This is a genomic window from Shewanella putrefaciens, assembly GCF_016406305.1.
Classification (GTDB): domain Bacteria; phylum Pseudomonadota; class Gammaproteobacteria; order Enterobacterales; family Shewanellaceae; genus Shewanella; species Shewanella putrefaciens_C.
In genome coordinates, this window is sequence record NZ_CP066369.1 from 1256570 (window position 1) to 1281450 (window position 24881).

26 protein-coding genes are annotated in these 24881 nt (G+C 46.7%); 23 read left to right on the top strand and 3 right to left on the bottom strand.

The window, feature by feature from the left end; all coding sequences use genetic code 11:
* Nucleotides 1–138 precede the first annotated feature (138 nt).
* The 10 genes from rppH (at nucleotide 139) to JFT56_RS05475 (ending at nucleotide 8837) form a co-directional block, all read left to right on the top strand.
* Nucleotides 139–663, top strand: a complete 525-nt coding sequence (gene rppH, locus JFT56_RS05430; protein ID WP_198782678.1) for an RNA pyrophosphohydrolase — start codon at nucleotides 139–141, stop codon at nucleotides 661–663.
* Nucleotides 664–686: 23 nt separating this feature from the next.
* A complete protein-coding gene (gene ptsP / locus JFT56_RS05435; RefSeq protein WP_198782679.1) occupies nucleotides 687–2921 on the top strand; it encodes a phosphoenolpyruvate--protein phosphotransferase in 2235 nt (744 codons plus the stop codon).
* 58 nt (nucleotides 2922–2979) lie between these two features.
* Nucleotides 2980–3780 carry a sulfite exporter TauE/SafE family protein gene (locus tag JFT56_RS05440; protein ID WP_198782680.1) on the top strand — a complete coding sequence of 267 codons (801 nt, stop codon included), beginning with the start codon at nucleotides 2980–2982 and terminating at the stop codon, nucleotides 3778–3780.
* A 42-nt stretch (nucleotides 3781–3822) separates the two neighbouring features.
* Nucleotides 3823–4629, top strand: coding sequence for a prolipoprotein diacylglyceryl transferase (lgt, locus tag JFT56_RS05445; protein WP_198782681.1), 807 nt, complete (start codon nucleotides 3823–3825; stop codon nucleotides 4627–4629).
* Nucleotides 4629–5423: a thymidylate synthase gene (thyA, locus tag JFT56_RS05450; protein WP_198782682.1), complete on the top strand. Its 795-nt coding sequence runs from the start codon at nucleotides 4629–4631 to the stop codon at nucleotides 5421–5423. Before lgt ends, thyA begins: the two co-directional genes overlap by 1 nt.
* Nucleotides 5424–5540: 117 nt before the next feature.
* Nucleotides 5541–6710 carry a Na+/H+ antiporter NhaA gene (nhaA, locus tag JFT56_RS05455; RefSeq protein ID WP_198782683.1) on the top strand — a complete coding sequence of 390 codons (1170 nt, stop codon included), beginning with the start codon at nucleotides 5541–5543 and terminating at the stop codon, nucleotides 6708–6710.
* 2 nt (nucleotides 6711–6712) lie between these two features.
* A complete protein-coding gene (locus JFT56_RS05460; protein WP_198782684.1) occupies nucleotides 6713–7099 on the top strand; it encodes a hypothetical protein in 387 nt (128 codons plus the stop codon).
* Between the two features lie 75 nt (nucleotides 7100–7174).
* Nucleotides 7175–8083, top strand: a complete 909-nt coding sequence (nhaR, locus tag JFT56_RS05465; RefSeq protein ID WP_198782685.1) for a transcriptional activator NhaR — start codon at nucleotides 7175–7177, stop codon at nucleotides 8081–8083.
* An 84-nt stretch (nucleotides 8084–8167) separates the two neighbouring features.
* A complete protein-coding gene (locus tag JFT56_RS05470; RefSeq protein ID WP_198782686.1) occupies nucleotides 8168–8416 on the top strand; it encodes a succinate dehydrogenase assembly factor 2 in 249 nt (82 codons plus the stop codon).
* A complete protein-coding gene (locus JFT56_RS05475) occupies nucleotides 8397–8837 on the top strand; it encodes a protein YgfX (RefSeq protein WP_198782687.1) in 441 nt (146 codons plus the stop codon). The genes JFT56_RS05470 and JFT56_RS05475 overlap by 20 nt, the downstream gene beginning before the upstream one ends.
* A gap of 21 nt (nucleotides 8838–8858) precedes the next feature.
* On the opposite strand, the gene nadB is transcribed toward JFT56_RS05475, so the two are convergent.
* On the bottom strand, nucleotides 8859–10472 hold the full coding sequence (nadB, locus tag JFT56_RS05480) for an L-aspartate oxidase (protein WP_198782688.1): 1614 nt from the start codon (nucleotides 10470–10472) through the stop codon (nucleotides 8859–8861).
* Between the two features lie 189 nt (nucleotides 10473–10661).
* Between nadB and rpoE the strand changes: the two genes are divergently transcribed.
* The 12 genes from rpoE to JFT56_RS05540 all read left to right on the top strand — a co-directional run bounded on the left by rpoE (nucleotide 10662) and on the right by JFT56_RS05540 (nucleotide 20808).
* Nucleotides 10662–11240, top strand: coding sequence for an RNA polymerase sigma factor RpoE (gene rpoE, locus JFT56_RS05485; protein WP_198782689.1), 579 nt, complete (start codon nucleotides 10662–10664; stop codon nucleotides 11238–11240).
* A 42-nt stretch (nucleotides 11241–11282) separates the two neighbouring features.
* Nucleotides 11283–11927, top strand: coding sequence for a sigma-E factor negative regulatory protein (locus JFT56_RS05490; RefSeq protein ID WP_198782690.1), 645 nt, complete (start codon nucleotides 11283–11285; stop codon nucleotides 11925–11927).
* 12 nt (nucleotides 11928–11939) lie between these two features.
* Entirely contained in the window at nucleotides 11940–12872 is a 933-nt protein-coding gene (locus JFT56_RS05495) for a MucB/RseB C-terminal domain-containing protein (RefSeq protein WP_198782691.1), read from the top strand.
* A gap of 11 nt (nucleotides 12873–12883) precedes the next feature.
* Complete coding sequence (locus JFT56_RS05500; protein WP_198782692.1) at nucleotides 12884–13357, top strand: SoxR reducing system RseC family protein; 474 nt, start codon at nucleotides 12884–12886, stop codon at nucleotides 13355–13357.
* A gap of 166 nt (nucleotides 13358–13523) precedes the next feature.
* Nucleotides 13524–15314 (top strand): translation elongation factor 4, encoded by a 1791-nt coding sequence (gene lepA / locus JFT56_RS05505; RefSeq protein WP_007649889.1) that lies wholly within the window; start codon nucleotides 13524–13526, stop codon nucleotides 15312–15314.
* A 188-nt stretch (nucleotides 15315–15502) separates the two neighbouring features.
* Nucleotides 15503–16420: a signal peptidase I gene (gene lepB / locus JFT56_RS05510; protein ID WP_198782693.1), complete on the top strand. Its 918-nt coding sequence runs from the start codon at nucleotides 15503–15505 to the stop codon at nucleotides 16418–16420.
* A 1-nt stretch (nucleotide 16421) separates the two neighbouring features.
* Entirely contained in the window at nucleotides 16422–17102 is a 681-nt protein-coding gene (gene rnc / locus JFT56_RS05515) for a ribonuclease III (protein ID WP_198782694.1), read from the top strand.
* The gene (gene era, locus JFT56_RS05520; protein WP_198782695.1) at nucleotides 17099–18115 is read left to right on the top strand and encodes a GTPase Era; all 1017 of its coding nucleotides are present in this window, start codon (nucleotides 17099–17101) and stop codon (nucleotides 18113–18115) included. The genes rnc and era overlap by 4 nt, the downstream gene beginning before the upstream one ends.
* A 26-nt stretch (nucleotides 18116–18141) precedes the next feature.
* Complete coding sequence (recO, locus tag JFT56_RS05525) at nucleotides 18142–18852, top strand: DNA repair protein RecO (protein ID WP_198782696.1); 711 nt, start codon at nucleotides 18142–18144, stop codon at nucleotides 18850–18852.
* 102 nt (nucleotides 18853–18954) lie between these two features.
* Entirely contained in the window at nucleotides 18955–19692 is a 738-nt protein-coding gene (pdxJ, locus tag JFT56_RS05530; protein ID WP_198782697.1) for a pyridoxine 5'-phosphate synthase, read from the top strand.
* A complete protein-coding gene (gene acpS / locus JFT56_RS05535) occupies nucleotides 19692–20075 on the top strand; it encodes a holo-ACP synthase (protein ID WP_198782698.1) in 384 nt (127 codons plus the stop codon). Before pdxJ ends, acpS begins: the two co-directional genes overlap by 1 nt.
* A 208-nt stretch (nucleotides 20076–20283) precedes the next feature.
* On the top strand, nucleotides 20284–20808 hold the full coding sequence (locus JFT56_RS05540) for a DUF962 domain-containing protein (protein ID WP_198782699.1): 525 nt from the start codon (nucleotides 20284–20286) through the stop codon (nucleotides 20806–20808).
* A 71-nt stretch (nucleotides 20809–20879) separates the two neighbouring features.
* Here JFT56_RS05540 and JFT56_RS05545 read toward each other — a convergent pair whose 3' ends face one another.
* Together JFT56_RS05545 and JFT56_RS05550 are read right to left on the bottom strand one after the other, a co-directional pair.
* Nucleotides 20880–22154 carry an HlyC/CorC family transporter gene (locus tag JFT56_RS05545; RefSeq protein ID WP_198782700.1) on the bottom strand — a complete coding sequence of 425 codons (1275 nt, stop codon included), beginning with the start codon at nucleotides 22152–22154 and terminating at the stop codon, nucleotides 20880–20882.
* 101 nt (nucleotides 22155–22255) lie between these two features.
* A complete protein-coding gene (locus tag JFT56_RS05550) occupies nucleotides 22256–23044 on the bottom strand; it encodes a cytochrome C assembly family protein (protein ID WP_198782701.1) in 789 nt (262 codons plus the stop codon).
* A gap of 289 nt (nucleotides 23045–23333) precedes the next feature.
* On the opposite strand from JFT56_RS05550, the gene ffh reads away from it, so the two are divergent.
* Nucleotides 23334–24707, top strand: coding sequence for a signal recognition particle protein (gene ffh, locus JFT56_RS05555; protein ID WP_198782702.1), 1374 nt, complete (start codon nucleotides 23334–23336; stop codon nucleotides 24705–24707).
* Nucleotides 24708–24881 lie beyond the last annotated feature (174 nt).

Consider the following 24881-nt stretch of genomic DNA (forward strand, 5'->3'; position numbering starts at 1 on the left):
TTCATCTGACCTTACATTGTTGATAAATGTGAATGGGTGGTTTATTTATCCAAAGCTCGGCTTAAAATAGAGGTTTGCTGAGAGACTAGCTTTATGAAACAATCAGTTTATTAAAATTTATCCTTATATGGAGTCCATGTGATTGATAGCGACGGCTTTCGCGCAAATGTGGGCATAATAATTTGTAACAGATACGGCCAAGTCATGTGGGCCAGACGCTTCGGTCAACACTCATGGCAATTCCCCCAGGGTGGTGTCGACGATGGTGAGTCGGCGGAGGAAGCTATGTACCGTGAGTTATACGAAGAAGTCGGCCTAAGACCCGAGCACGTACATATATTAACTTCGACTCGCTCTTGGTTAAGGTATCGTTTGCCAAAGCGTTTAGTGAGGCAAGACAGTAAACCTGTGTGTATTGGGCAAAAGCAAAAGTGGTTTCTGTTACAACTGAAAAGCCAAGATAGTGCGATTAATTTGAGTTCTTCGGGACATCCTGAGTTTGACGATTGGCGTTGGGTAAGTTATTGGTATCCTGTACGGCAAGTCGTCTCATTTAAGCGTGATGTTTATCGTAAGGTAATGAAAGAGTTTGCGGTAACGGCATTGTCATTCCAGACCCATGAGATACCAAGAAAGCGGGGAAGGCAAAAGGCAACAGGCTGATTTTCAAAAGAGGATTGAAAACAGTGTTAAATACGCTCAGGGATATCACCCAGGCTGTGGCGTCTGCCCATAGCCTAGAAACCGCATTAGAAGTCTTAGTTTCATCGACAAAAGCAGCGATGGAAACCCAATGCTGCTCAGTTTATATCCTAGAGCAGCAGGAACTTGTGTTATCTGCAACCGACGGCCTTGAAAAAAGTGCCGTTGGCCGAGTGCGTATGCCTCTTAGCGAAGGATTGGTGGGATTAGCCGCCGAGCGAGAAGAGGCCGTTAATTTAGCCGATGCCCGCTTGCACCCTAGATTTAAGCTCTTTCCTGAAGTGGCCGAAGAGGAATACCGCGCCTTTTTAGCTGTCCCCATTATCTACCAGAAAGCTGTAGTGGGCGTTATCGTTGTCCAACAAGCGAGTGCTCGCCAGTTTAGCGAAGGTGAAGAAGCCTTTTTGATGACGCTTGCAGCTCAGCTAGCGATGGCGGTGCGCGGCTTAAAACAAAAGGCACAGGTGAGTTCACATCACCAACAGATTCTTTTTCAAGGTACTTCTGCCTCTAATGGCATCGCCATTGCCCATGCCTTTGTGCTGGGTGGTGAGATTTCCTTGGAGCAACCCGATATACGTTGCCAAGATATCGCACAGGAGTCTAGCCGATTAGTCGCGGCAATGGCGCGGTGCAAAGAGGCAATAGGCGCACTATCCCAACGTTTTGACCGTGAGCAGGATGAAGAAGTTGTCTCTATCTTCAATGCGTTGCAGTTATTGCTCGATGATGCCAGCTTAGGTGGCGAATACGCCCGTGAAGTTCAGCTGGGATGGGAGGCTGAATCCGCCGTCAGTCGTGTGTCCCTTAGGTACATTCAGCAGTTTCTGGCCATGGAGGATCCCTATCTTAAAGAGCGTGCTAGCGATATTCGTGACCTTGGGCAAAAAGTGTTGAGGCAACTGATTGAGCCGGAGCGTTTAGAGCTTGAGCCCGATAAGCCCGTTATCTTAGTGACCCGTGAAGCCGATGCGACTATGTTGGCTGAATTCCCAAGGCAAAAGTTGGCGGGGATTGTGACTGAGCTTGGTGGCGTCAATTCCCATGCTGCGATTCTCGCCCGGGCGCTGGGCGTGCCAGCGATAACGGGGGTAGAACAGTTATTGTCCGCCGATATAGATCAAAAACTCCTAGTGGTTAACGCTAGCCGTGGGCAGTTGATGGTGTCTCCATCCCCTGCGGTTGTCAGCGAATATCGCAGTTTGATTTCGGCGCAAAAAGCCCTGCAACGTCAATATGCCCAGGAGCTCTCGTTACCTTCAGTGACTACGGATGGCTCTCGTATCCGTTTGTATTTAAATGCTGGTTTGCTTAGTGGTGTTGCCTCTGAAATTGCCGAAGGCGCCGATGGAATTGGACTCTACCGCACTGAGATCCCTTTTATGTTGCAACAACGGTTTCCGAGTGAATCTGAGCAAGTGAAAGTGTATCAGCAGGTACTATTGGCGGCGTCCGGTCGACCAGTGGTGATGCGCACCTTAGATGTGGGCGGTGATAAACCTTTACCTTATTTTCCGATTAAAGAAGATAACCCTTTCCTCGGGTGGCGGGGGATTCGCTTGTCACTCGATCATCCTGAACTATTTTTAGTGCAGTTAAGAGCTATGCTGTTGGCTGGGGCGCAGGGACGGCAATTGAGTATTTTACTGCCTATGGTCAGTCATTTGGATGAGATTGATCAGTCCCTTGAATATTTACAGCAGGCGTTTATTGAATTAAAAAATGATGTCAATAGCGCGATTGTTATGCCGCGAATAGGCATAATGCTTGAGGTTCCGGCACTCTTATATCAACTCGATGAAGTGGCTAAACGTGTCGATTTTGTTTCCGTTGGGAGTAACGATCTGACTCAATATCTATTAGCCGTCGACCGTAATAATCCTAGGGTAAGCTCATTATTCGATAGCTACCATCCAGGGATTTTACGGGCTTTACACCAAGCTCTGCTCGATTGTCGCTACCATAAGCTCGATATTAGTATTTGTGGTGAATTAGCGGGTGAGCCTATGGGGTCAATCCTATTGGTGGCTATGGGGTATGATCAGCTGAGCATGAACCAAGGTAGCCTAGCACGCATCAATTACCTGTTGCGCCGAGTGGCTCGCGCCGATTTGGACCAATTGCTGGCACAGGCTTTAAGCCTATCTAATGGCTTTCAAGTGCGTGAGCTAGTTAAAGAATATTTAAACTCTCAGGGCCTAGCGACAATTCTTAATTAACTAAAGTTATTTTTTGCTTTAAGCTAAGGCCTCAATTTATCACGCTGCAGGTATTCGTGTGGATAGTTTGTTGTCGGTGTTTTTTATTTGCTTGGCCTTAGGCGCATTTGTCGGTTTTATGGCAGGGTTATTAGGTATTGGTGGTGGATTGATTGTAGTGCCTGCACTGCTTTATATTCTGCCATCGGTCGGCGTTACCTCTGCTCAGTTACCCCATATTGCTATTGCCACTTCATTGGCGGCTATTATTCTCACTTCAATTTCGTCGACGCGGGCGCATCACAAGCGTGGCAATATTCCTTGGCATTTATTCAAGCCCATGTTCCCTGGGCTGGTGATTGGAGCGCTTGCTTCAGGCTTTATTGCTGAACGAATTCCCGCTGACACCTTGCAGCAAGGTTTTGCTATCTTCGTCATTTTAATGACCATTCAGATGGCATATCCAGTGAAGACCGAATCGAATCGTCAGTTGCCTAATCCGGCAGTGCTTTTTGTTGTATCGGCCTTTGTTGCGGTTTTGGCCGGTTTGACCGGCATTGGTGGCGGCATACTTATCGTGCCATTTTTGACGTTTTATGGTTTGCAGATGCGTTACGCCGTTGGTTTTTCTGCGGCTATGGGATTCTTGATCTCTCTTTCGGGCAGTTTTGGCTACATTATTGCGGGGATGAATGCCACTGAATTACCCTATGGTACCGTCGGATTTATCTATTTACCGGCATTGTTTGGTTTGATCATTACTTCTGTTTTAATGGCGCCTGTGGGGGTGAAAGCCGCGAGCACTTGGCCAACACCTGTACTTAAAAAGATATTTGCCCTCTTTTTGCTGTGTGTCGGCCTTAAGTTAATGTTGAGTTAGTTCTTATATTGACCTCTGTCTGAGGCTGCTAATGGATGTGTTATGGCGCTGAGTTTTCCCAATATCGACCCCGTGATTGTTAAATTTGGCCCCTTTGATCTTTTTGGACAAACCTTTGAGCCAGCCTTACGTTGGTATGGTTTTACCTATCTAGTGGGTTTTGTCGCCGCTATGTGGCTACTCAATCGCCAAGCCGATAGATCCCTGGGAATGTGGACGCGTGAACAAGTGTCCGATCTGTTATTTTATGGATTCCTAGGGGTGATTTTAGGCGGTAGAGTCGGATATGTGCTCTTTTATCATTTCGATTATTTTCTCGCTAGCCCTATGTATTTATTTAAAATCTCAGAGGGTGGCATGTCCTTCCACGGCGGTTTGATGGGCGTGATTACGGCCATGATTTATATCGCGTGGAAGCAAAAGCGTACTTTCTTTGCCGTCGCAGATATGGTGGCGCCTGTGGTGCCAATTGGCTTAGGTGCTGGGCGTATTGGTAATTTTATCAATGGAGAGCTTTGGGGACGAGTGACGGATGTACCTTGGGCCATAGTGTTTCCAAGCGGTGGACCTGAGCCACGTCATCCGTCGCAGTTGTACCAGTTTGCGCTCGAAGGCCTTGCTCTATTCTTGCTTTTGTACTGGTTTAGCAAACGTACCAACAAAGTCGGCGCTGTGTCGGGAATGTTCTTACTCGGTTACGGTATTTTCCGTGTACTGGTGGAAACTGTGAGACAACCCGATGCACAGTTGGGGCTCTATTGGGGCTTTATGACAATGGGACAGATCCTATCTGTGCCAATGATTTTATTCGGTTTATATTTAATCTTTCGTCCACAGGGTAAGCAGTAATGCAACAGTATTTAGACTTAATGAAGCACATCTTAGCTGAAGGTGTGGATAAATCCGATCGCACAGGTACAGGCACTCGTTCGGTCTTTGGCTATCAAATGCGTTTCGATTTGAGTAAGGGATTTCCCCTAGTGACAACCAAGAAATGCCATATGCGCTCTATTATCCATGAGCTACTTTGGTTTCTAAAGGGGGATACCAATATTGCTTACCTTCGTGAAAATAAAGTCAGTATTTGGGATGAATGGGCCGATGAAAACGGCGACTTGGGGCCCGTTTATGGGGCGCAGTGGCGCAGTTGGCCGACCCAAAGTGGCGATGCTATCGATCAAATTTCACAGGTGATTGCACAGATAAAATCCCAACCCGATTCACGCCGTCTTATCGTATCGGCATGGAATGTGGGTGAACTCGATAAAATGGCCCTGGCGCCTTGCCATGCATTTTTCCAGTTTTATGTTGCCGAGGGTAAATTATCCTGTCAGCTATATCAGCGCAGCTGTGATGTGTTCCTTGGGTTGCCATTCAATATCGCCAGTTATGCCCTGTTGACTATGATGGTGGCCCAGCAATGCGATCTCGCTTTAGGGGATTTTGTATGGACTGGCGGTGACACCCATTTGTACTCCAATCATATGGAACAAACCGCACTGCAATTAACACGTGCGCCCAAACCCTTGCCGACCATGACGATATTGCGTAAACCTGAGTCAATTTTTGACTATCAGTTTGAAGATTTTGAACTGACCAACTATGAACCTCATCCCCATATCAAAGCCCCCGTCGCCATTTAGTGGACGTTTTTTCGGCTAACACCTCGGAAAAGCCGAGGTGTTTTGTCGAAACTTACGATTATATTTGTTGTTACTATTCATCTACACTCAATTCATTATGGTTTTATGGAGTGCAAGATGGAAAAAGCAATTAGAAACTTTCTGAGCCAAGAATCGGCGGGGGGCATCCTGCTATTGGTTGCCGTTGCCCTCGCTATGTTGATGGCGAATTCTCCTTTATCAGGGCTTTACCAAGGGTTTTTAGGCACTGATGTTCAGGTTCGTGTAGGCGCGCTCAATATCCATAAACCCCTATTGCTCTGGATTAACGATGGCTTAATGGCATTGTTTTTCCTACTGATAGGTTTAGAGGTTAAACGCGAGTTGCTCGAAGGAGCACTGTCGAGCGTTACGCAAGCTTCCTTACCAACCTTTGCTGCAATTGGTGGCATGATCGCCCCCGCGGGGATTTATCTGTTGTTCAACTATGGCGATCCTGTAACACAGGCGGGGTGGGCTATTCCTGCTGCAACGGATATCGCCTTCGCACTCGGGATTATGGCATTACTGGGAAGCCGTGTTCCCGTGGCGCTAAAAGTCTTCCTATTAGCATTGGCCATTATCGATGACTTAGGCGTTATCGTGATTATTGCGCTGTTTTACAGCAGTGATTTATCGACCATCAGTTTAGTGATAGCCAGTTTGGCGATTGCGGGCCTTGTTGGCTTAAACCGTAAAGGCGTGACCTCACTGACGCCATATGGAATATTCGGTCTTATTCTTTGGGTTGCGGTGCTTAAGTCTGGGGTTCATGCGACGCTGGCTGGGGTCATCATTGCCTTTTGTATACCACTTCGTGCTAAAGATGGCAGCTCGCCCTCAGAACATCTAGAGCACAGCCTGCATCCATGGAGTACTTTCCTCATTCTGCCAGTATTTGCCTTTGCTAACGCGGGTGTTTCATTGGGAAATATGAGTTTAGATACACTTATCTCGCCGGTGCCCGTGGGAATTGCCTTAGGGTTAATCCTAGGCAAACCGATTGGGGTCATGGTGTTTAGCTTTGTGGCGGTCAAATTGAAGTTGGCGCAATTACCCGACGGTATAGGCTGGAAGCAAATTGCGCCGGTCGCGGCCATGTGCGGTATTGGTTTTACTATGTCGATGTTTATTGCCTCATTAGCCTTCGAGCAAGCGGATCCTATGTACGGTGATTTGGCCCGCTTAGGCACTTTGATTGGGTCAATTTTTGCCGCTGTGGTTGGGTATTTCTGGCTATCAAAAGTATTACCTAAAAAAGGAGTATGATTATGATAAAGTTGAAATTAGTAGGAATAACTGCACTCTTAACCTTATCTTCAACTGTGATGGCTTCTCAAATTGATGCTTGCAATAAAGACGTAGCGTCACAGACCTGCCAGAGCTACCTTGAAGGTATAGTCGATGGTGCTTTGATGTTTAAATCAGAGGCATTAGGCGCAAGACTCGAAACTAACAGTTATGAGTCTCGAGCGCTTAAATACCGTGGTGGCAAGCGTTTCCAAGAAGCCAACCGAACCTACTGTGCCAGTCGTATTCCTAACCGCGATACGTTAGTCTTGGGGGTCACAGAAGCCGTCAGTACAGGGACCGCTGCGGATCTAGAGCAATTACAGGGCATAGTTGTTAACCTATTGGATTGTCAGCGTTTAAAATAGCCACTAGGGGCCACATAGCTGAGCGTATGGTGAACCTTTGCAATACGGAATAAGTGATAGAAAAGGTGAGTGGCTATGTTGCATTTGAATTACAACCATCTGTATTACTTTTGGATGATTAAAAAAAAGGGCTCAGTCGCTAAGGCTGCTGAGGCCCTTTGCTTGACGCCGCAAACCATAACAGGGCAGATCCGTGCCTTAGAAGACAGGTTAAATGGCAGTCTGTTTAAGCGAGTGGGTCGCACCTTAGAGGCGACTGAATTAGGGGAGTTGGTGTTTCGTTATGCGGATAAAATGTTCAGTCTTAGCTACGAGATGCTCGATCTACTTAACTATCAAAAAGATGATGCGATTCTGTTTGAGGTAGGCATTGCCGATGCTTTATCTAAGGCCTTGGTTAGTCGTGTTTTATTGACCGTTGTCCCGAATGATGGCTCAATGCATTTGGCTTGTTATGAAGCGACACACGAGAGTTTAATGGCACGTCTGCGTGAACATAAGTTAGATATGATCCTCTCAGATTGTGCTGGCGAGTCTTTAAAATACCCTGAAATCCTCTCGAAGAAGTTAGGTGAATGTGGCGTGAGTTTTTTCTCGGCCGATACCTATAGTACAGATTTCCCTGCTTGTTTAGAACAAGCTCAATTACTGATCCCTGGACGTAGAACTTCCCTAGGTCAACAGTTATATCGTTGGTTTGATGAGCAAAATCTCAATGTGAGTATCTTAGGTGAGTTTGATGACGCGGCAATGATGAAGGCATTTGGATACCTGAAGCGGGGTATTTTTGTGACGCCTTCTATCTATCGCCAGGAGGTGATCTCCCATGGAATGCATTTACTCGGTGAAACCCTCGATGTGAAAGAGGAATACCATGTGATGTTTGCCGAGCGAATGATCCAACATCCGGCAGTAAAACGATTATTAGAAACGGATTTCAGTGATTTGTTTGCGGGTCTCGATGCTCAAGTGCAGCAATGCTAATTTGGGCTCTTACACTAGTCCTCAATCGACACCCTAGTGAATGAACTGGTAGACTAAGGCCAAATTTGTATTGGGAGAAAAACCTTGGAATTAATGAACATTGCACGGGTGCGTTGGGCATGTCGCCGCGGGATGCTGGAGCTAGACGTACTGTTTCAACCCTTCGTCGAACATGTTTATCAAGAGTTGTCCGATGAAGATAAAGCCGTGTTTATTCGCTTACTCGAGTGTGAAGATCCGGAATTATTTGCGTGGTTTATGGGCCATGAAACCTGCCCAGACGCTGAGCTAGCTCGTATGGTAGTTAAAGTCCGTGGAAGAGCGGCACCATAGTTTTAGTGTTAAAGTCTCCTTCGACCAACGACTCTCGTTGGTCGTTTTTATGTCTATTTGCCTATCATCCTTGCTCGCTTGGCCCCAAACAGAATCCTTTGGCGTTTTTCTATTAAAATTGGCGGTTATTTCGCTGATTGTGTGTTTTTTGCTGTATCAACTTTGGCGACTTAAAGATTGGCAATTCAGTTTTGTACTCAATCGAAATGGCGAGGGGCGGCTTGCTAGTGGGGAGCATTTTCAGGTTTTGCGGCGCACTTGGGTGACCCCGTTTGTATGTTTGATGTATCTTGATATCGATACTAAACCGCGGTTATTACCGCTTTGGGCCGATATGTTTACCGATGCCGATTATCGGCATTTATGTCGCTTGCTGCTCAATGCTAAAACATTGCAGGCTAAATCTCGTACTGAAATTTAGCCTGCAAAATGTAGAGGTGATTTATTTCTCTGGCTGTAAAATGGTAGGCAGTGGTGAGTCTAGTTTACTTGGATGATCAATGTTGTAATGCAATCCACGGCTTTCCTTACGCTCCATCGCGCAGCGAATGATGAGTTCAGCCACTTGCACTAGATTACGCAGTTCGAGCAGGTTATTGCTGACCTTGAAGTTGCTGTAATACTCTTGGATTTCCTGCTGAAGCATTAAACAGCGGCGCAGAGCTCGTTCGAGACGCTTATCCGAGCGCACAATGCCGACATAATCCCACATAAATAGCCGCAGTTCGTGCCAGTTATGGGCGATCACAACCTCTTCATCCGAATTTGATACTTTACTCTCATCCCAAGGTGGAATTTGTCCAGGTAGAGCGATTTTATGCAATTGACTCTCAATATCCTGTGAGGCGGCGCGGGCAAATACCAGACATTCGAGTAGGGAATTACTCGCCAGACGATTGGCGCCATGAAGGCCGGTATAGGCAACTTCACCAATGGCATAGAGTCCATTGAGATCCGTTTGGCCATGCAAGTCTGTCATTACGCCGCCACAGGTATAGTGGGCTGCGGGGACGACAGGGATAGGACCTTGAGTGATATCTATGCCTAATTCTAAGCAGCGACTGTAAATCGTCGGGAAATGCTTGATGATAAAGTCGCTATCTTTATGGCTAATATCCAAATAAACACAGTCGGCACCGAGACGCTTCATCTCATAATCGATGGCCCGAGCCACAATATCGCGAGGAGCTAACTCTGCGCGCTCATCAAAGTCTGGCATAAAACGGCTACCGTCTGGGCGACGTAAATAAGCCCCTTCACCACGCAGCGCTTCGGTCAGCAAAAAGTTACGCGCATCGGCATGGTACAAACACGTCGGATGGAATTGGTTGAATTCCATATTGGCAACACGGCAACCTGCGCGCCAGGCCATGGCTATACCATCGCCGCTGGCGACATCGGGATTTGAAGTATATTGGTAAACTTTAGAACTACCGCCCGTGGCTAAGGCGACAAATTTGGCCTTAACGGTTTCAACGTGTTCTTCGTTGCGATTCCACACGTAAGCGCCTAACACTCGGTTTCCTGGGCGGTTAAGCTTACGGGTGGTAATAAGATCGATGGCGTTATAGCGTTCCAACACTTTAATGTTGGGGTGGGCTAGCGCGCGTTCTTGCAGCGTCGTTTGCACTTCTTTGCCCGTCGCATCGGCGGCATGCAAAATACGCCTATGACTATGGCCACCTTCACGGGTGAGATGGTAGGGCGCATCCTTAGCATTGCCATCGTTGGTTTCTTCTTTATCGAAGGCGACGCCACATTCGATAAGCCATTGCATGGCACTTTTTGCGTTTTCTGCGGTAAAAGTCACGACTTCTTTATCGCATAAACCCGCTCCCGCGACTAAAGTATCGGCCACATGGGATTCGATAGTGTCACTTTCATCGAAGACGGAGGCTATTCCGCCTTGGGCATAGTACGTCGACCCTTCCGAGAGCGGGCCTTTTGAAAGCAGAATTACGTTTGCTTTTTCAGCAAGATGCAAAGCTAGTGTCAGACCTGCGGCACCGCTACCTATGACTAATATGTCAGATTGGTGTTCAACTACTTGTTTCATCGGGTATCATGATGTGACTGAGAGTGCCATCTATGGTAAACCAACTGACGAAATATGGGTACTTTCCTTTTATCCTTACTTTTTTTGTATAATTTTAAGAACTTTTTCAAAGCACGCTAGTCTACATAAGTGAATATGATTCGAGCGACTGAGAAATCAGCATTTTAGATTTGGGAGAAGTCGGCTCGGATGAGTGGACAAATTAGTGATCAACAATTAGTTGAGCGCGTGCAACGGGGAGATAAAAACGCTTTTAACCTGTTAGTGCTTAAATATCAAAGTAAAGTTATTAGCTTGATTTCGCGCTATGTGCGTAACCAAGCCGACGTTACCGATGTGGCACAGGAAGCGTTTATCAAAGCTTATCGGGCTTTGCCAAACTTTCGCGGAGAAAGTGCGTTTTATACCTGGTTGTACCGTATTGCAGTAAACACTGCGAAGAATTATCTCGTATCACAGGGGCGTAGGGCGCCCGCGAATGATGTTGATGCTGAAGATGCCGAGTATTATGAAGGTAGTGATGCGCTAAAGGAGTTTGCCTCCCCAGAGCGGCTGATGTTATCGGATGAAATCAAAAAAGTGATTTTCGATACCTTAGAAACACTGCCTGAAGAATTACGAATGGCCATCTCCTTGCGTGAGCTCGATGGTATGAGTTACGAAGATATTGCTATAGTGATGGATTGCCCCGTTGGAACCGTGAGATCGCGTATCTTCCGTGCTCGAGAGGCCATCGATAAAAAGCTCCAGCCCTTACTGGAAGCCTAAGTTCTTATACTAAGAAAACTCTTATATTTAGACAGGTGAATAATGGATAAATTAGGTCAAGAATGGGTATCTGCCGCGGTCGATGGAGAGACTGATGCGCAGACCATGGCAGAATTAGTTGCCGATACGCATTCGCATAATAAATGGCATAACTATCACATGATAGGTGATGCTATGCGGGGTGAGTTGCCGCAAACTATTGTGTTAGATCTTTCCGCTAGCATTGCCGCTGCAATTGAACTTGAACCTGCGATTATCGCTCCTCAAGCGACGGCTTCTGAAGTCGATGCTCCAGTAACGACACCAGTCGCTGTTAATGCAGGCACAGTTGTTTATGCTGGCAATAGTCGCGTTGTGCCATTGTTTAAACAGTTTGGTCAATACGCTATCGCGGCAACTGTGGCCATGTTTGCGATTGTCGGCGTGCAAAATTACAACCAAACGGCCGATGATGTTGCGTCTCCATCGCCAGTATTGATCACCCGTCCTTTGGTGGGTAGTGCGTCTCCTGTGAGTTTACAAACCGGCGCTGTGCAACAAAACCAAGGTTACACTAATGATCAAATGAACGAGCAACGCCGCCGAATTAATACTTATATTCAAGATCATATGTTGCAACAACGATTGAATACTGGGGCGGTTATAGAAGACAATACCGAGGTTATCCCCGTTCCGTTCAATCAGTAGTAAGGAGTTAGCTTGCGTCTAATCCTGTTGGCTTTATTAGCCTTGGTGTTCCCTGCAATGGCGCAGGAAGATATGCCCGCCAAAGTCTGGCTCGATAAAATGAGTCAGGCATTAAAAGAGAAAGAGTTTAAAGCATCGATTATTCAACTTCAGGCCGATCATATTCGGCCTTTGGTTTATCTTCACGGTAAAGTAAATGAACAAGAGGTTGCTTTTTTAGAGTACCTCAATGGTCCCCCAAAGAATGCGGTACGTGTAGGGAATCGTGTGACCTTTATCGAACACGACCAACCGGCATACAGCATTATTTCCAATCATATTCAAGGTGTTTGGCCTGCTGCATTTTCCTCTAAAATGAGCGATTTAGAAGTCGGTTATCAATTCGTGCTCGGAGGTCGAACGCGTATTGCTGGCCGCCCTGGGCAAATGATCCGCTTGTTACCAAATGATGAGTATCGCTATGGTTTTCAGATCTGGCTCGATATGGAGACGTATTTGCCGCTGCGATACGACATGTTGACTCAAGATAAACAACTGCTTGAGCAAATCATGGTCATTGAATTGATTGAACTTCATGAGCCGCCAGCGATTTTACAGGAAGCCTACAAACAAGAATGGCCGGCGGTTATCGATCAAGCCGAGCGGCAAGATGGTCAAAATTGGCAGTTTTCTTGGTTACCAGCAGGGTTTACCGTTGTTGTGCGCGATCATCACCGTTTAATCGGCAGCCATGAAGCGGTGGAATATATCGCATTGACCGATGGGCTCGCCAATATTTCCGTTTATGTGGCCAGAGCCGGTTCGAGCCCATTGCCGGAGGAGTTAATCACCCGTAATGGTTTATCGCTGGTCTCTGAAAAAGTGGGTAATGCTGAAGTGGTCGCCGTAGGTAAAGTGCCGACAGAAACCCTTTCGCGCATTGCAAAAAGCCTCAGACTAGAATAGGGCGCAGCACTATGATGGAAGAAGTGGCAAGGGTGATTGCCTGTGATCATCAGGGTTGGCTCAGGGTTGAAGTTGAGCTTAAAAGTACCTGTAAGAGTTGCAGTAGTAGTGAGTCCTGCGGTACTTCTGCCGTGGCGCAGGCTTTTTCAGCCAAAACCCAACAATTCTCCATTCAAAGCGAGCGCCCCTGCGAGCCCGGTGAGCTTCTGAAGTTAGGTCTTCCCGAGAGCGTTATTCTAAAAGCGGCCGCCTTGGTCTACCTATTGCCTTTGTTAGGCTTGTTTGCCGGGGCCGTTTTAGGGCAATTTGTCGCTCACATTATCCAATTGAATCCTGATCTGAGTGCTATGGCTTTTGCCGCCCTTGGCACTTTGTTGGCCTGGTGGTTTGGAAAACAGAGGGCTAAACGGCTCGAAGTGGATGCAAAGCCTGTGATTTTGGCTTATTTAGGTATGGGCGTCAGTTTAGGTAAATTAACCGATTAGTTTCAGTCTATTAGCCGTTTAAGATAGAAAGTTAATTTGAGACTTTCATGCCTTTGGGTGGCATAAATGTAACTAGGAGTGAATCTGATTGGTATTGAAACCGCAATCAGGTACAATTTCGCTCCTTTGAACCGTATCCATTTTCAGTATTAGTCATTGCAGCATAATGAAACACATTAGAAACTTCTCAATTATTGCCCATATCGACCATGGTAAATCGACGCTATCAGATCGTCTTATTCAGGTTTGTGGCGGTTTAACCGACCGTGAAATGGATGCTCAAGTGCTCGATTCTATGGATCTTGAGCGTGAGCGTGGTATCACGATTAAGGCACAAAGTGTCACCCTAGACTACAAGGCTAAAGATGGCCAAGTCTATCAACTCAACTTTATTGATACCCCTGGCCACGTCGACTTTTCCTATGAAGTGTCACGTTCATTAGCGGCCTGCGAAGGCGCATTGCTGGTGGTGGATGCGGGTCAGGGCGTAGAAGCTCAGACTCTGGCAAACTGTTATACCGCACTGGATATGAATCTGGATGTGGTACCTATCTTAAACAAGATCGACTTACCGCAAGCCGACCCTGAGCGTGTTGCCGCCGAAATTGAAGATATTGTCGGTATCGATGCGATGAATGCCGTGCGTTGTTCCGCTAAAACCGGTGTCGGTGTCGATGATGTGTTAGAAGTGATCGTTGCACAAATCCCTCCACCAGAGGGTGATCCGGATGCGCCGCTGCAAGCCTTAATCATCGATTCTTGGTTTGATAGCTATTTAGGCGTAGTGTCCTTGGTGCGCATTAAACACGGTAGCCTGAAGAAAGGCGATAAGTTTAAGGTGATGTCGACCGGACAAAACCACACCGCCGATCGCGTCGGTATTTTCACGCCAAAGCAAACCGATAAAGCCGAGCTAAAAACCGGTGAGGTAGGTTTTGTGATCGCCGGTATTAAGGAGATCCACGGCGCGCCAGTGGGCGATACTTTGACGCTGGCCAAGAATGGCGCTGATAAGCCTTTACCTGGTTTTAAAAAGGTGAAACCGCAGGTTTACGCGGGCGTATTCCCGATTTCGACCGATGAATATGAAAACTTCCGTGATGCTTTAAACAAACTCAGCCTGAACGATGCTTCATTGTTCTTCGAACCTGAAAGTTCATCGGCCCTTGGCTTTGGTTTCCGTATTGGCTATTTAGGCCTGCTCCATATGGAAATCATTCAAGAACGTTTAGAGCGTGAATACAATCTTGAGCTGATCACTACGGCACCGACGGTAGTCTATGAAGTGGTTATGACTAACGGTGAAGTTGTCTATGTCGATAACCCATCAGATTTACCCGCGATTAATAATATCGAAGAAATGCGTGAGCCGATTGTTGAGGCCAACATTTTAGTGCCAAAAGAATACTTAGGTAACGTGATTACCCTTTGTATTGAAAAACGTGGCACTCAGGTGAACATGGTTTACCACGGTAACCAAGTCGCCGTAACTTACCACCTGCCAATGGCAGAAGTGGTGATGGATTTCTTCGACCGTTTAAAATCGACCAGCCGCGGTTATGCTTCGCTCGAATATAACTTTATTCGCTTCGATCCCGCGGACATGGTGCGCTTAGATATCCTGATTAACGGCGACCGAGTCGATGCCCTCGCGATGGTTATCCACAGATCAAACATTCGTCACCGTGGTTTAGCGTTAGTTGAAAAAATGAAAGAGCTGATCCCGCGCCAAATGTTTGATATTGCGATTCAAGCAGCCGTTGGTAGCCAGATTATTGCCCGTTCAACCGTAAAAGCCCTGCGTAAAGACGTTACGGCTAAGTGTTACGGCGGCGACGTTTCCCGTAAGAAAAAACTCTTAAATAAACAAAAAGAGGGTAAGAAACGGATGAAGCAAGTGGGTAACGTTGAGGTGCCGCAGGAGGCATTCTTGGCGGTACTGAAACTCAACGAGTAATCCTGAGTCACAGCATGACAATTTAGTTCACTATTGCGCCGCAGATTGCGGCGCTTTACTTAGCTTATCGCATGATTTTGTGGTGTTTATAATGAAATGCGGTAAGTTAACTAAAGCTCGATAGTTGAAATACCATAGTCGCTAGGTTAAGAACCTTTAATTATTTCCAGGCAGGAGTTCAATAAGCAATGGCAGCCTATTTTTCCATTATTTTAGTGCTGGTAACCCTGATTTCAGGGCTTATCTGGTTAGTCGATGTGCTGATGTTTGCCCCTAAGCGCCGCGAGAGTTTAGCGTTGGCAAAGGCATCACAGGCGAATTTAACCGAAGAAGCCGAGTACCAAATCATTCGTGAGTCGACTCTAGTCGAAACTGCGCATTCTATCTTCCCTGTGATTGCCTTTGTTTTGATCCTGCGCTCCTTTATTTATGAGCCATTTCAAATCCCCTCGGGTTCTATGATGCCAACCCTGTTGGTGGGGGACTTTATTCTGGTGGAAAAGTTTAGTTATGGCCTTAAAGATCCCGTATGGCGAACTAAACTGGTTGAAACGGGTAAACCTGAACGTGGCGATGTGATCGTATTTAAATACCCTGAAAATCCGCAAATTGACTATATCAAACGCGTTGTCGGATTACCGGGCGACCGAGTGATTTATCGTAATAAGCAGTTGATGATCCAAAAGGCCTGCGATGCTCAGCAGACAAATTGCCCAGAAGCGGAAGTGGTAGCACGTACCGAGATTAGCCGTGGCGATTTTAGCCAAGACGGGGTGCCATTATTACGTTATACCGAGCAATTGGGCGAAGTGGGCCACGATATTTTAATCAACCCAAGCCGCCCTGATATGTTGGGTTACTTTAAGCGTGAAGCCAACTTACCCGCAGGCGAGTTCCTCGTGCCAGAAGGCCATTACTTTGCCATGGGGGATAACCGCGATAACAGTACCGACAGTCGTTTCTGGGGCTTTGTCCCTGAAGAAAACTTGGTGGGTAAAGCGGTCGCGATTTGGATAAGTTTTGAATTTGACCGCGCACCCGCCGATTTCCTACCAACTTGGTTACCAAGTGGAGTGCGTTTTGAGCGTGTAGGTGGAATAAAATAGCATGGAACCGATTAAAAATTTGCCTCGTTTGTGTCGTACCTTAGGTTATGAATTCAAGAATATTGAGTTATTAACCCAGGCCTTGACCCATAGAAGTGCGGCAAATAAACACAACGAACGTCTAGAGTTTTTAGGTGATTCGATTTTATCTATCGTGATATCCGATGCACTTTATCACCAGTTTCCGAAGGCGACCGAAGGCGATTTAAGCCGGATGCGTGCCACCTTAGTGCGTGGCGACACCCTAACGCTTATCGCCCAAGCGTTTAAGCTCGGCGATTATTTATATCTCGGTCCAGGTGAATTAAAAAGTGGTGGATTTCGCCGTGAGTCCATTCTGGCCGATGCGGTAGAAGCCATTATAGGTGCGATTTATCTCGATTCAGATCTAGAGGTCTGCCGCAATTTGCTGCTGACCTGGTATGCCGAGCGTTTAGCAGAAATTCAACCCGGCGTAAGCCAGAAAGATGCTAAAACCTTGCTGCAAGAATATTTACAAGGGTTAAAAAAGCCACTACCGGATTACCAAGTAATCAATATAGAAGGCGATGCCCACGACCAGACATTCACCGTTGAATGCCGTATTGAAGACTTGAGCCAAAGCGTAATCGGGGTGGCGAGTTCACGCCGCAAAGCCGAACAGATCGCCGCGGCCCAAGTATTGGAGTTACTGAAGAAATGACCAAAAAAACAGACTTGCCAGCTGTCGATGCCGCTAATGTGAGCAATGAACCTAGCTTAGACGAATTACTGGCAAGGATGAATGCGGCCGCGCCAACGCCGTCGGCCCACTATGATGTGACCTACTGCGGTATGGTGGCCATTATCGGCCGTCCGAATGTGGGTAAATCGACCCTATTAAATCGTTTGCTCGGGCAAAAGGTGAGTATCACCTCTAAAAAACCACAAACGACCCGTCACCGTATTATGGGTATTCATACCGATGGCCCTAAGCAAATCGTGTTTATCGATACGCCGGGGCTGCATATTGAAGAACAACGTGCCATCAACCGTTTGATGAACCGTGCTGCGGCCAGTTCACTCGCCGATGTGGCTATGGTGATTTTTGTTGTCGATGGTATGACTTGGACCGCCGATGATGAAATGGTATTAAGTAAATTACGCCGCGGCGGTGAAGAGCGTAAAACCATTTTAGCTATCAATAAAGTCGACAATATCAAAGATAAAGAAGCCCTTTTTCCCTATTTGGAAGAAGTGGCGAAGAAGTATCCTTTCGATGAAATTCTGCCGATTTCAGCCAGTAAAGGCACTAACGTGAAGCGGATTTTGGAATTAGCGGCTGACTCCCTGCCGGAGAACCCGTTCTTCTTCCCCGAAGATTATGTGACCGACCGTTCACAGCGGTTTATGGCCTCGGAAATTGTCCGTGAAAAACTGATGCGTTTTCTTGGGGACGAGCTGCCCTACGATGCCACGGTTGAAATCGAGCAGTTTAAGATGATGGAAAACGGCGTTTACCAAATTAACGCCCTGATCCTCGTCGAGCGCGAAGGTCAAAAACGTATGGTGATCGGCAGCAAGGGCGAGCGTATTCGTACCATCGCGACCCAAGCCCGTTTAGACATGGAAACCTTGTTTGATAACAAAGTGTTCCTCGAAGTGTGGGTGAAAGTGAAATCTGGCTGGGCCGATGATGAACGCGCCCTACGTAGCTTAGGTTACGGTGACGATTAATTTTTGTCATTTGAGCATGCTTATCGATGAAACGGGGTTATGTTCTACATCATCGTCCATACCGAGAGTCCAGTGCCTTAGTTAACCTGTTGGTTGACGGCATTGGACGCGTCGATGCGGTTGCCAGAATAGGCAGCGGTAAGCGCTCTATCAAGAGTATTCTCCAGCCCTTTCAACCGCTGATCTTCGAATTTAGCGGCAAGTCTGAATTAAAAACCTTAACACAAATTGAAGCGGCGGCCCCAGCTGTTCCACTTAGTGGCCACAGTCTATATGCAGGGATGTATATCAATGAGTTGCTGATGCGAACCTTGTCTGTGCAGCACAATGCCGAAGCGTTATTCCTGATTTATCACCGCGCCTTAGTCGGTCTCGCCGCAGATTTTTGTCAATCCCAGCTGCGTTATGTTGAACTCGCATTGCTGCGGGAGTTAGGGGCTATGCCTTCTCTGAGTCGCGACACCCAAGGTGAGGCGCTTGTCCCCGAAGATTACTACCAACTCATTCCCGAGTTAGGCTTTCAATTTGTGCTGAATTCCCGTGCTCGCAATGCCTATCAAGGGGCCATGCTAACGGCACTTAATGATAATCAATTGGTGGAGGAGCATTTTTTAAGTGCAAAGCGGTTGATGCGTTCTATGCTACAACCTCTGCTTGGCACTAAACCTTTGCTCAGTCGGCAATTGTTTCAGAGTGCCTTAATGTCAAAGTACGTTGGGAATAATTCCCTCGAATAGTTGTTTTTAGTGAGCGTCTCAGTGTTTTTTCATCTGGGTGTCAGTACAATGGGGCGCAATTTCAGTGTTAATTCTAGCCTTATTAAAATAAAGGAGTTCCCGATGAGCCGTATCTTATTGGGCGTAAATATCGACCATATTGCGACCCTACGTCAGGCGCGTGGCACTAATTACCCCGATCCTGTCCATGCAGCGGCCGTTGCAGAACATGCGGGTGCCGACGGTATTACCATCCATTTGCGTGAAGATAGACGCCATATTATCGACCGCGATGTGTATTTATTGGCAAAAACCTTAAAAACCCGCATGAACTTCGAATGTGCCGTCACCGAAGAAATGCTTAACATCGCCTGTGAAGTTAAACCGACTTATGTTTGTTTAGTGCCTGAAAAACGTCAGGAAGTTACCACAGAAGGCGGCTTAGATGTTGCTGGGCAACTTGAGAAAATCACTGCAGCAGTCACTCGTTTAGCCGCTAATGGTATTCAAGTCTCTTTATTTATCGATGCGGATAAGACCCAAATCGATGCAGCGGTCGCCTCTGGCGCACCTGTGATCGAAATCCATACGGGTTGCTATGCCGATGCAAAAACAGAAGCGGATGAAGCCCGTGAATTAGCCAGAATTAGCGAGATGGCAAAATATGCCCATGGCAAAGGGCTTATCGTCAATGCTGGCCATGGTTTGCACTATCACAATGTTAAGCCTATTGCAGCCATTCCCGAGTTATATGAGCTCAATATTGGCCATGCTATCGTTGCCCGTGCGGCGATCGATGGTTTAGCTACTGCCGTTAAAGATATGAAAACCCTAATGCTTGAAGGGCGCCGGGGCGAATAATGGCCATTGTTGGTTTAGGCACAGATATCGTTGAAATTGAACGTATAGAAACCCAGGTTAAACGCGCGGGCGATAGGTTGGCTAAACGAGTGCTCACAGAGGCTGAATTTGCCCTCTATGGCGCCCATAGTCAACCCGGTCGATATCTGGCTAAACGCTTTGCCGCGAAAGAGGCCGCCGCAAAGGCGCTGGGAACGGGCATAGGCCGTGGGGTCTCTTTTCAGCATATTCATATTGGTAATGATGATAACGGTGCGCCGACAATAGGCTTTACCGGGGGCGCGCTTGCTCGACTAGAGCAGCTTAATGCAAAGGTCGGGCATATTTCTATTGCCGATGAAAAATCCTACGCGATAGCGACTGTGATCATCGAGTCCTTATAAGCTGACTTCAGTATTGACTGATTAAACAGGGAACCCGCGGTTCCCTGTTTTCTTTTGCATTTGCAACATTTTATTTACTTTCTCTGTTCAGTGGGGATATTTTGCGTTAGCTTATTGCATCAGCGACCACTTAAATTTAGGTATTGTAATCCTATGTGAGAGTGGCGCGGATGAGCATAATGCAGGGACAATAATCGAGGAGCCCCAAATGAAATCCGCCGTAGAGCAGTTATCAACCTATAAAAGTGTGCATCTAAATCATCGAAATATTCAAACGCACTTTATTGGTATTCCATTAATTATTTGGTCGGCATTTTTGTTATTGGCGACCGTTAGAGTGCCACTTGGAAGCTTAGGAGAAACCAGTTTAGGACTGATCTTAGGTGTCCTTGTGCTGCTGTATTATGTCCGCTTACATCTAAAGTTGGCTATTGGGCTAACCCTCTTTTTAATTCCCGTGCTCTATACCACTGAACTGGTATCACACTCGGCTAATCCAATTTGGCTGGCGTTGGGCATTTTTATTTTGGGTTGGGTTTTTCAGCTTATAGGCCATCGATATGAGAAAGCTAAGCCTGCCTTTGTGGATGACTTAAATCAATTGCTTATCGGACCGTTTTTTTTAATGGCCGAAGTGTATTTTATGCTGGGTTTGGAAAAGTCGCTGAATGAGGAAATCACTCCTCTGGCGATAGCCAAACGTCGCGCTATCGAGGCGCAAAAAAAGATCTAGATTTCTCGGGGGAGAGCAAAATCGGCTGAATCTATTGGTTCAGCCGATTTTTTATATAGGTAATCTGTGGTTTATGAACGTGGCGGGTGATAATGCTGCGGGATCAATCTTACCGTTTTGACCATATTATCAGCTACTTCAATTACCTCTAAGGGGTAACCCGCGAGGCGCAAACTGGTGTTTTCCGAGGGGATCTCTTCTAAATATTCCAAAATTAATCCATTGAGCGTTTTAGGGCCGTCCGTTGGAAAATTCCACTTCATTTCTTTATTGAGATCTCGGATGGTGATGCTGGCATCGATCAAGTAGCTACCATCCTGCTGGACGGTAATATCTTCGCTCGGGGTCGCAATCATAGAGGTGGTAAAATCGCCAACAATTTCTTCTAAAATGTCTTCTAAGGTAACTAGCCCCTGAATATCGCCATATTCATCCACCACTAGGCCTATCCGCTCTTTATTATGCTGAAAATTCGCTAATTGCACGTTTAACGGCGTGCCTTCGGGAATAAAATACAGCTCCTTTACGGCGCGTAATAGGGAGGATTTACTGAATTGTTTCTTAGATTGTAGGCGCAGGGCATCCCGTAAATGGATAAAGCCAACCGCATCGTCAATGGTGTCGCGGTAGACCAATACTCGGGTGTGTGGGCTTTGGATAACCTGGCGGTTAATGACTTTAAATTCATCATTAACGTTAATGGCGTAAATATCCGAACGCGTCACCATAATATCTTCAACTGTGACTTTCTCGAGATCTAAAATCGACAGCAACATTTCTTGATGTCGCTGGGGGATCAAGGCGCCCGCTTCATGGACCACGGTGCGAAGTTCTTCTTGGCTCAAGGCATCACTACTGCTGATGGTTTTGATACCAAATAAACGCAGTATGCCCGTGGTGATGAGGTTCACGCTGGTAACAACGTAGGCAAATACTGTCGACAGCACAATAAGCAGGAAGCTGGATGGAAAGGCGATACGTTCTGGATTTAATGCGGCAATGGTTTTTGGGGTGACTTCTGCAAAAACTAATACGACTAAAGTAAGCACACCAGTGGCGATAGCAACGCCTAAGTCCCCCCAGAGTCGCATACCAATAATAGTTGCTATGGCAGAGGCTAAAATATTGACTAAGTTATTACCGATAAGGATTAAACCGATTAAGCGGTCAGGGCGTTCTAACAGTTTTAATGCCCGTATTGCGCCTTTATGCCCATTGGATGCTAAATGCCTAAGACGGTAGCGGTTGAGGGTCATCATGGCGGTTTCTGAGCCTGAAAAGTAGGCTGAGAATAGAATGAGCACTAGTAAAAAAATGAGGAGTGCGCTTGTCGATATAGCGTCCAAAAAGTCGATCCCAAATTAGCCAGCAAACTTAAGTAAATACCGATATTTCAAAGGAGTGTCAAGCCAGCGAAGGCATTCAGCATATCGCTGGCTTAACATTATTAGCTGAGGATTAACTCTTTAACAATACGCGCGCCAAAATAAGCCAGTGAGAGCAGGGTTGCACCCGATAAAGTGTAAATAACGGCGGTGCGGATTTTGCAGCCTACGGAATATTGCTGCCACAGCATAGTGATGTACACAAACCAAGCCATAATCGACAGAATTGCCTTGTGGCCTTTGCCATCGGCGAACATATCATCGAGGAAAATAAAGCCAGTGGCGAGGGATAAACTCAGCAAGATAACGCCAATGATCACAAGGTGATATAGCTGCTTTTCAACCGTCATCAGTGGCGGAATACTCGGGCTTAACATCAGCTGTTTTTTCTTAAGCTTATTCTGGATCATCGCCAGCTGAATGGCATATAGCGCCGCAATCATCAGCGCACTGTAGGCCATAAGCGACAATACAACATGGGCTAATACTTCAGGATAGAGTTCAAAGTGGATAATAAACTTGGGCGGTAATAACCAGAGTAGTGCTACGGATAGCACAGAGCAGGCATAAACTACGGGCACAACGACAATCACTTTTAGCCTGAACATCATCACAGTAAAGGTGAAGGCGATAATCCAGTTCACTAATGAAATAACATTGGTCAGGCTGAAGTTTTGTCCGTCGGTGGTAAATATCGCTTGGGATAGCGCTGCAGCATGCAAAATAACGGCAATCGCCGCAACACCCGCAACGGCTCGGCGATTAGGCCCCTCAGGATGGAACAGTCGGCTTGTCACTAATACCAATGCAATGCAGTAAAAAAACATGGCTGAGGCGGAAAAAATGACCATGGATAATTAACCTATTCGTGTTGTTAAAGGTGCCTTGAAAACGGGGCATACAGATCAATATTTTCCTTAGAATAACATGAGCTGTCGATAAATGGGCAGTGACATGAGTTGCAAAATTTAGCAGATTCTTATTGTTAGGTGTAAATAGTTCACGCCTAGCGGTAAAACATGAGCCAGTGCAAGCAAAATGCTTAAGTGCCCGCAAGATGAGTGTGGCAGTAGCATAATGCGCCCGCATCGTTATAATACAGTCCATTAATCGAGATCCTTAAAGGTATAGAGCAGGATAATGTTTGAGAATCTAACCGACAGACTGTCACGCACGCTGAAAAACATCAGTGGCCGTGGTCGCTTAACTGAAGAAAACGTTAAGGAAACCCTGCGCGAAGTGCGTATGGCACTGCTGGAGGCCGATGTTGCCCTGCCTGTAGTGCGTGAGTTCGTTAACAATGTTAAAGAGCGCGCCGTTGGCCAAGAAGTGGCGAAAAGCCTAAGCCCAGGCCAAGCCTTTATTAAGATAGTTCAAAGCGAACTTGAAAAATCTATGGGCGAGGCGAATGAAGCCTTAGATTTAGCGATTCAGCCACCCGCCGTGATTATGATGGCGGGTCTGCAAGGTGCGGGTAAAACCACCAGTGTTGCCAAATTAGGTAAATTACTGCGTACTCGCCATAAGAAATCCGTATTGGTGGTCAGCGCCGACGTTTATCGTCCAGCGGCAATCAAACAGCTTGAGACCCTAGCGAGTGAAGTCGATGTGGAGTTCTTCCCATCGGATGTGAGTCAAAAACCCATAGATATTGCGAAAGCGGCCATTGCCCACGCAAAACTTAAATTTATCGATGTAGTGATCCTCGATACCGCAGGCCGTCTGCACGTCGATGAAGCCATGATGGATGAAATCAAGGCGCTACATGCTGCGGTTAAACCTATCGAAACCCTCTTTGTTGTCGATGCGATGACGGGGCAAGATGCGGCCAATACCGCCAAAGCCTTTAATGAAGCCTTGCCCTTAACTGGTGTCATCTTAACTAAGGTTGACGGTGATGCCCGCGGCGGTGCGGCATTATCAATTCGCCATATCACAGGTAAGCCGATTAAATTCCTCGGTGTGGGTGAAAAGACCGATGCCCTAGAGCCATTCCACCCCGATCGTATCGCCTCTCGTATTTTGGGCATGGGCGATGTGTTATCGCTTATCGAAGAAGTTGAGCGCGGCGTCGATAAAGAAAAGGCGATGAAGCTGGCTTCTAAAGTGAAGCAGGGCGGCAGTTTCGATTTAGAAGATTTCCGTGAACAGTTACAGCAAATGAAAAACATGGGCGGCATGATGAATATGCTGGAAAAGCTGCCCGGTGTCGGTCAATTGCCGCCAGAGGCCCTAGCGCAAATTCAAGACGGCAAGATGACGGGCCAAATGGAAGCTATCATCAACTCTATGACGGCCAAAGAGCGTAAAAATCCGGATTTAATCAAAGGCTCACGTAAACGCCGTATCGCCGCGGGTTCTGGCACGCAAATCCAAGACGTAAACCGTTTATTGAAACAGTTTACCCAGATGCAAAAGATGATGAAAAAAATGTCGGCCAAGGGCGGCATGCAAAAAATGATGCGCGGAATGCGTGGCATGATGCCGGGCGGGATGAAATTTCCCGGGCGTTAATTTCAACTATTTTGTCCAAAGTTAATGTTTTATCAGTCGGTTGATCCAGCTTAGACCGACGAGCGCACTAGGGTGGCAGGTTTAATAATCGCCAGATTTGGTTGCATTCGTTGAAAAGTCAGGTAAAATCTTCCGGCTTTCTATCTGGGACTCTTCGCGAACACGGGGTTCCAG

Bases quoted from the DNA above. Each gene is read 5' to 3' on its own strand.
- lgt (WP_198782681.1), top strand. From the start codon at position 3,823: ATGGCGCTGAGTTTTCCCAATATCGACCCCGTGATTGTTAAATTTGGC.
- thyA (WP_198782682.1), top strand. From the start codon at position 4,629: ATGCAACAGTATTTAGACTTAATGAAGCACATCTTAGCTGAAGGTGTG.
- nhaA (WP_198782683.1), top strand. From the start codon at position 5,541: ATGGAAAAAGCAATTAGAAACTTTCTGAGCCAAGAATCGGCGGGGGGC.
- JFT56_RS05460 (WP_198782684.1), top strand. From the start codon at position 6,713: ATGATAAAGTTGAAATTAGTAGGAATAACTGCACTCTTAACCTTATCT.
- nhaR (WP_198782685.1), top strand. From the start codon at position 7,175: ATGTTGCATTTGAATTACAACCATCTGTATTACTTTTGGATGATTAAA.
- nadB (WP_198782688.1), bottom strand. From the start codon at position 10,472: ATGAAACAAGTAGTTGAACACCAATCTGACATATTAGTCATAGGTAGC.
- rpoE (WP_198782689.1), top strand. From the start codon at position 10,662: ATGAGTGGACAAATTAGTGATCAACAATTAGTTGAGCGCGTGCAACGG.
- JFT56_RS05490 (WP_198782690.1), top strand. From the start codon at position 11,283: ATGGATAAATTAGGTCAAGAATGGGTATCTGCCGCGGTCGATGGAGAG.
- JFT56_RS05500 (WP_198782692.1), top strand. From the start codon at position 12,884: ATGATGGAAGAAGTGGCAAGGGTGATTGCCTGTGATCATCAGGGTTGG.
- lepA (WP_007649889.1), top strand. From the start codon at position 13,524: ATGAAACACATTAGAAACTTCTCAATTATTGCCCATATCGACCATGGT.
- lepB (WP_198782693.1), top strand. From the start codon at position 15,503: ATGGCAGCCTATTTTTCCATTATTTTAGTGCTGGTAACCCTGATTTCA.
- rnc (WP_198782694.1), top strand. From the start codon at position 16,422: ATGGAACCGATTAAAAATTTGCCTCGTTTGTGTCGTACCTTAGGTTAT.
- era (WP_198782695.1), top strand. From the start codon at position 17,099: ATGACCAAAAAAACAGACTTGCCAGCTGTCGATGCCGCTAATGTGAGC.
- recO (WP_198782696.1), top strand. From the start codon at position 18,142: ATGAAACGGGGTTATGTTCTACATCATCGTCCATACCGAGAGTCCAGT.
- pdxJ (WP_198782697.1), top strand. From the start codon at position 18,955: ATGAGCCGTATCTTATTGGGCGTAAATATCGACCATATTGCGACCCTA.
- acpS (WP_198782698.1), top strand. From the start codon at position 19,692: ATGGCCATTGTTGGTTTAGGCACAGATATCGTTGAAATTGAACGTATA.
- JFT56_RS05540 (WP_198782699.1), top strand. From the start codon at position 20,284: ATGAAATCCGCCGTAGAGCAGTTATCAACCTATAAAAGTGTGCATCTA.
- JFT56_RS05550 (WP_198782701.1), bottom strand. From the start codon at position 23,044: ATGGTCATTTTTTCCGCCTCAGCCATGTTTTTTTACTGCATTGCATTG.
- ffh (WP_198782702.1), top strand. From the start codon at position 23,334: ATGTTTGAGAATCTAACCGACAGACTGTCACGCACGCTGAAAAACATC.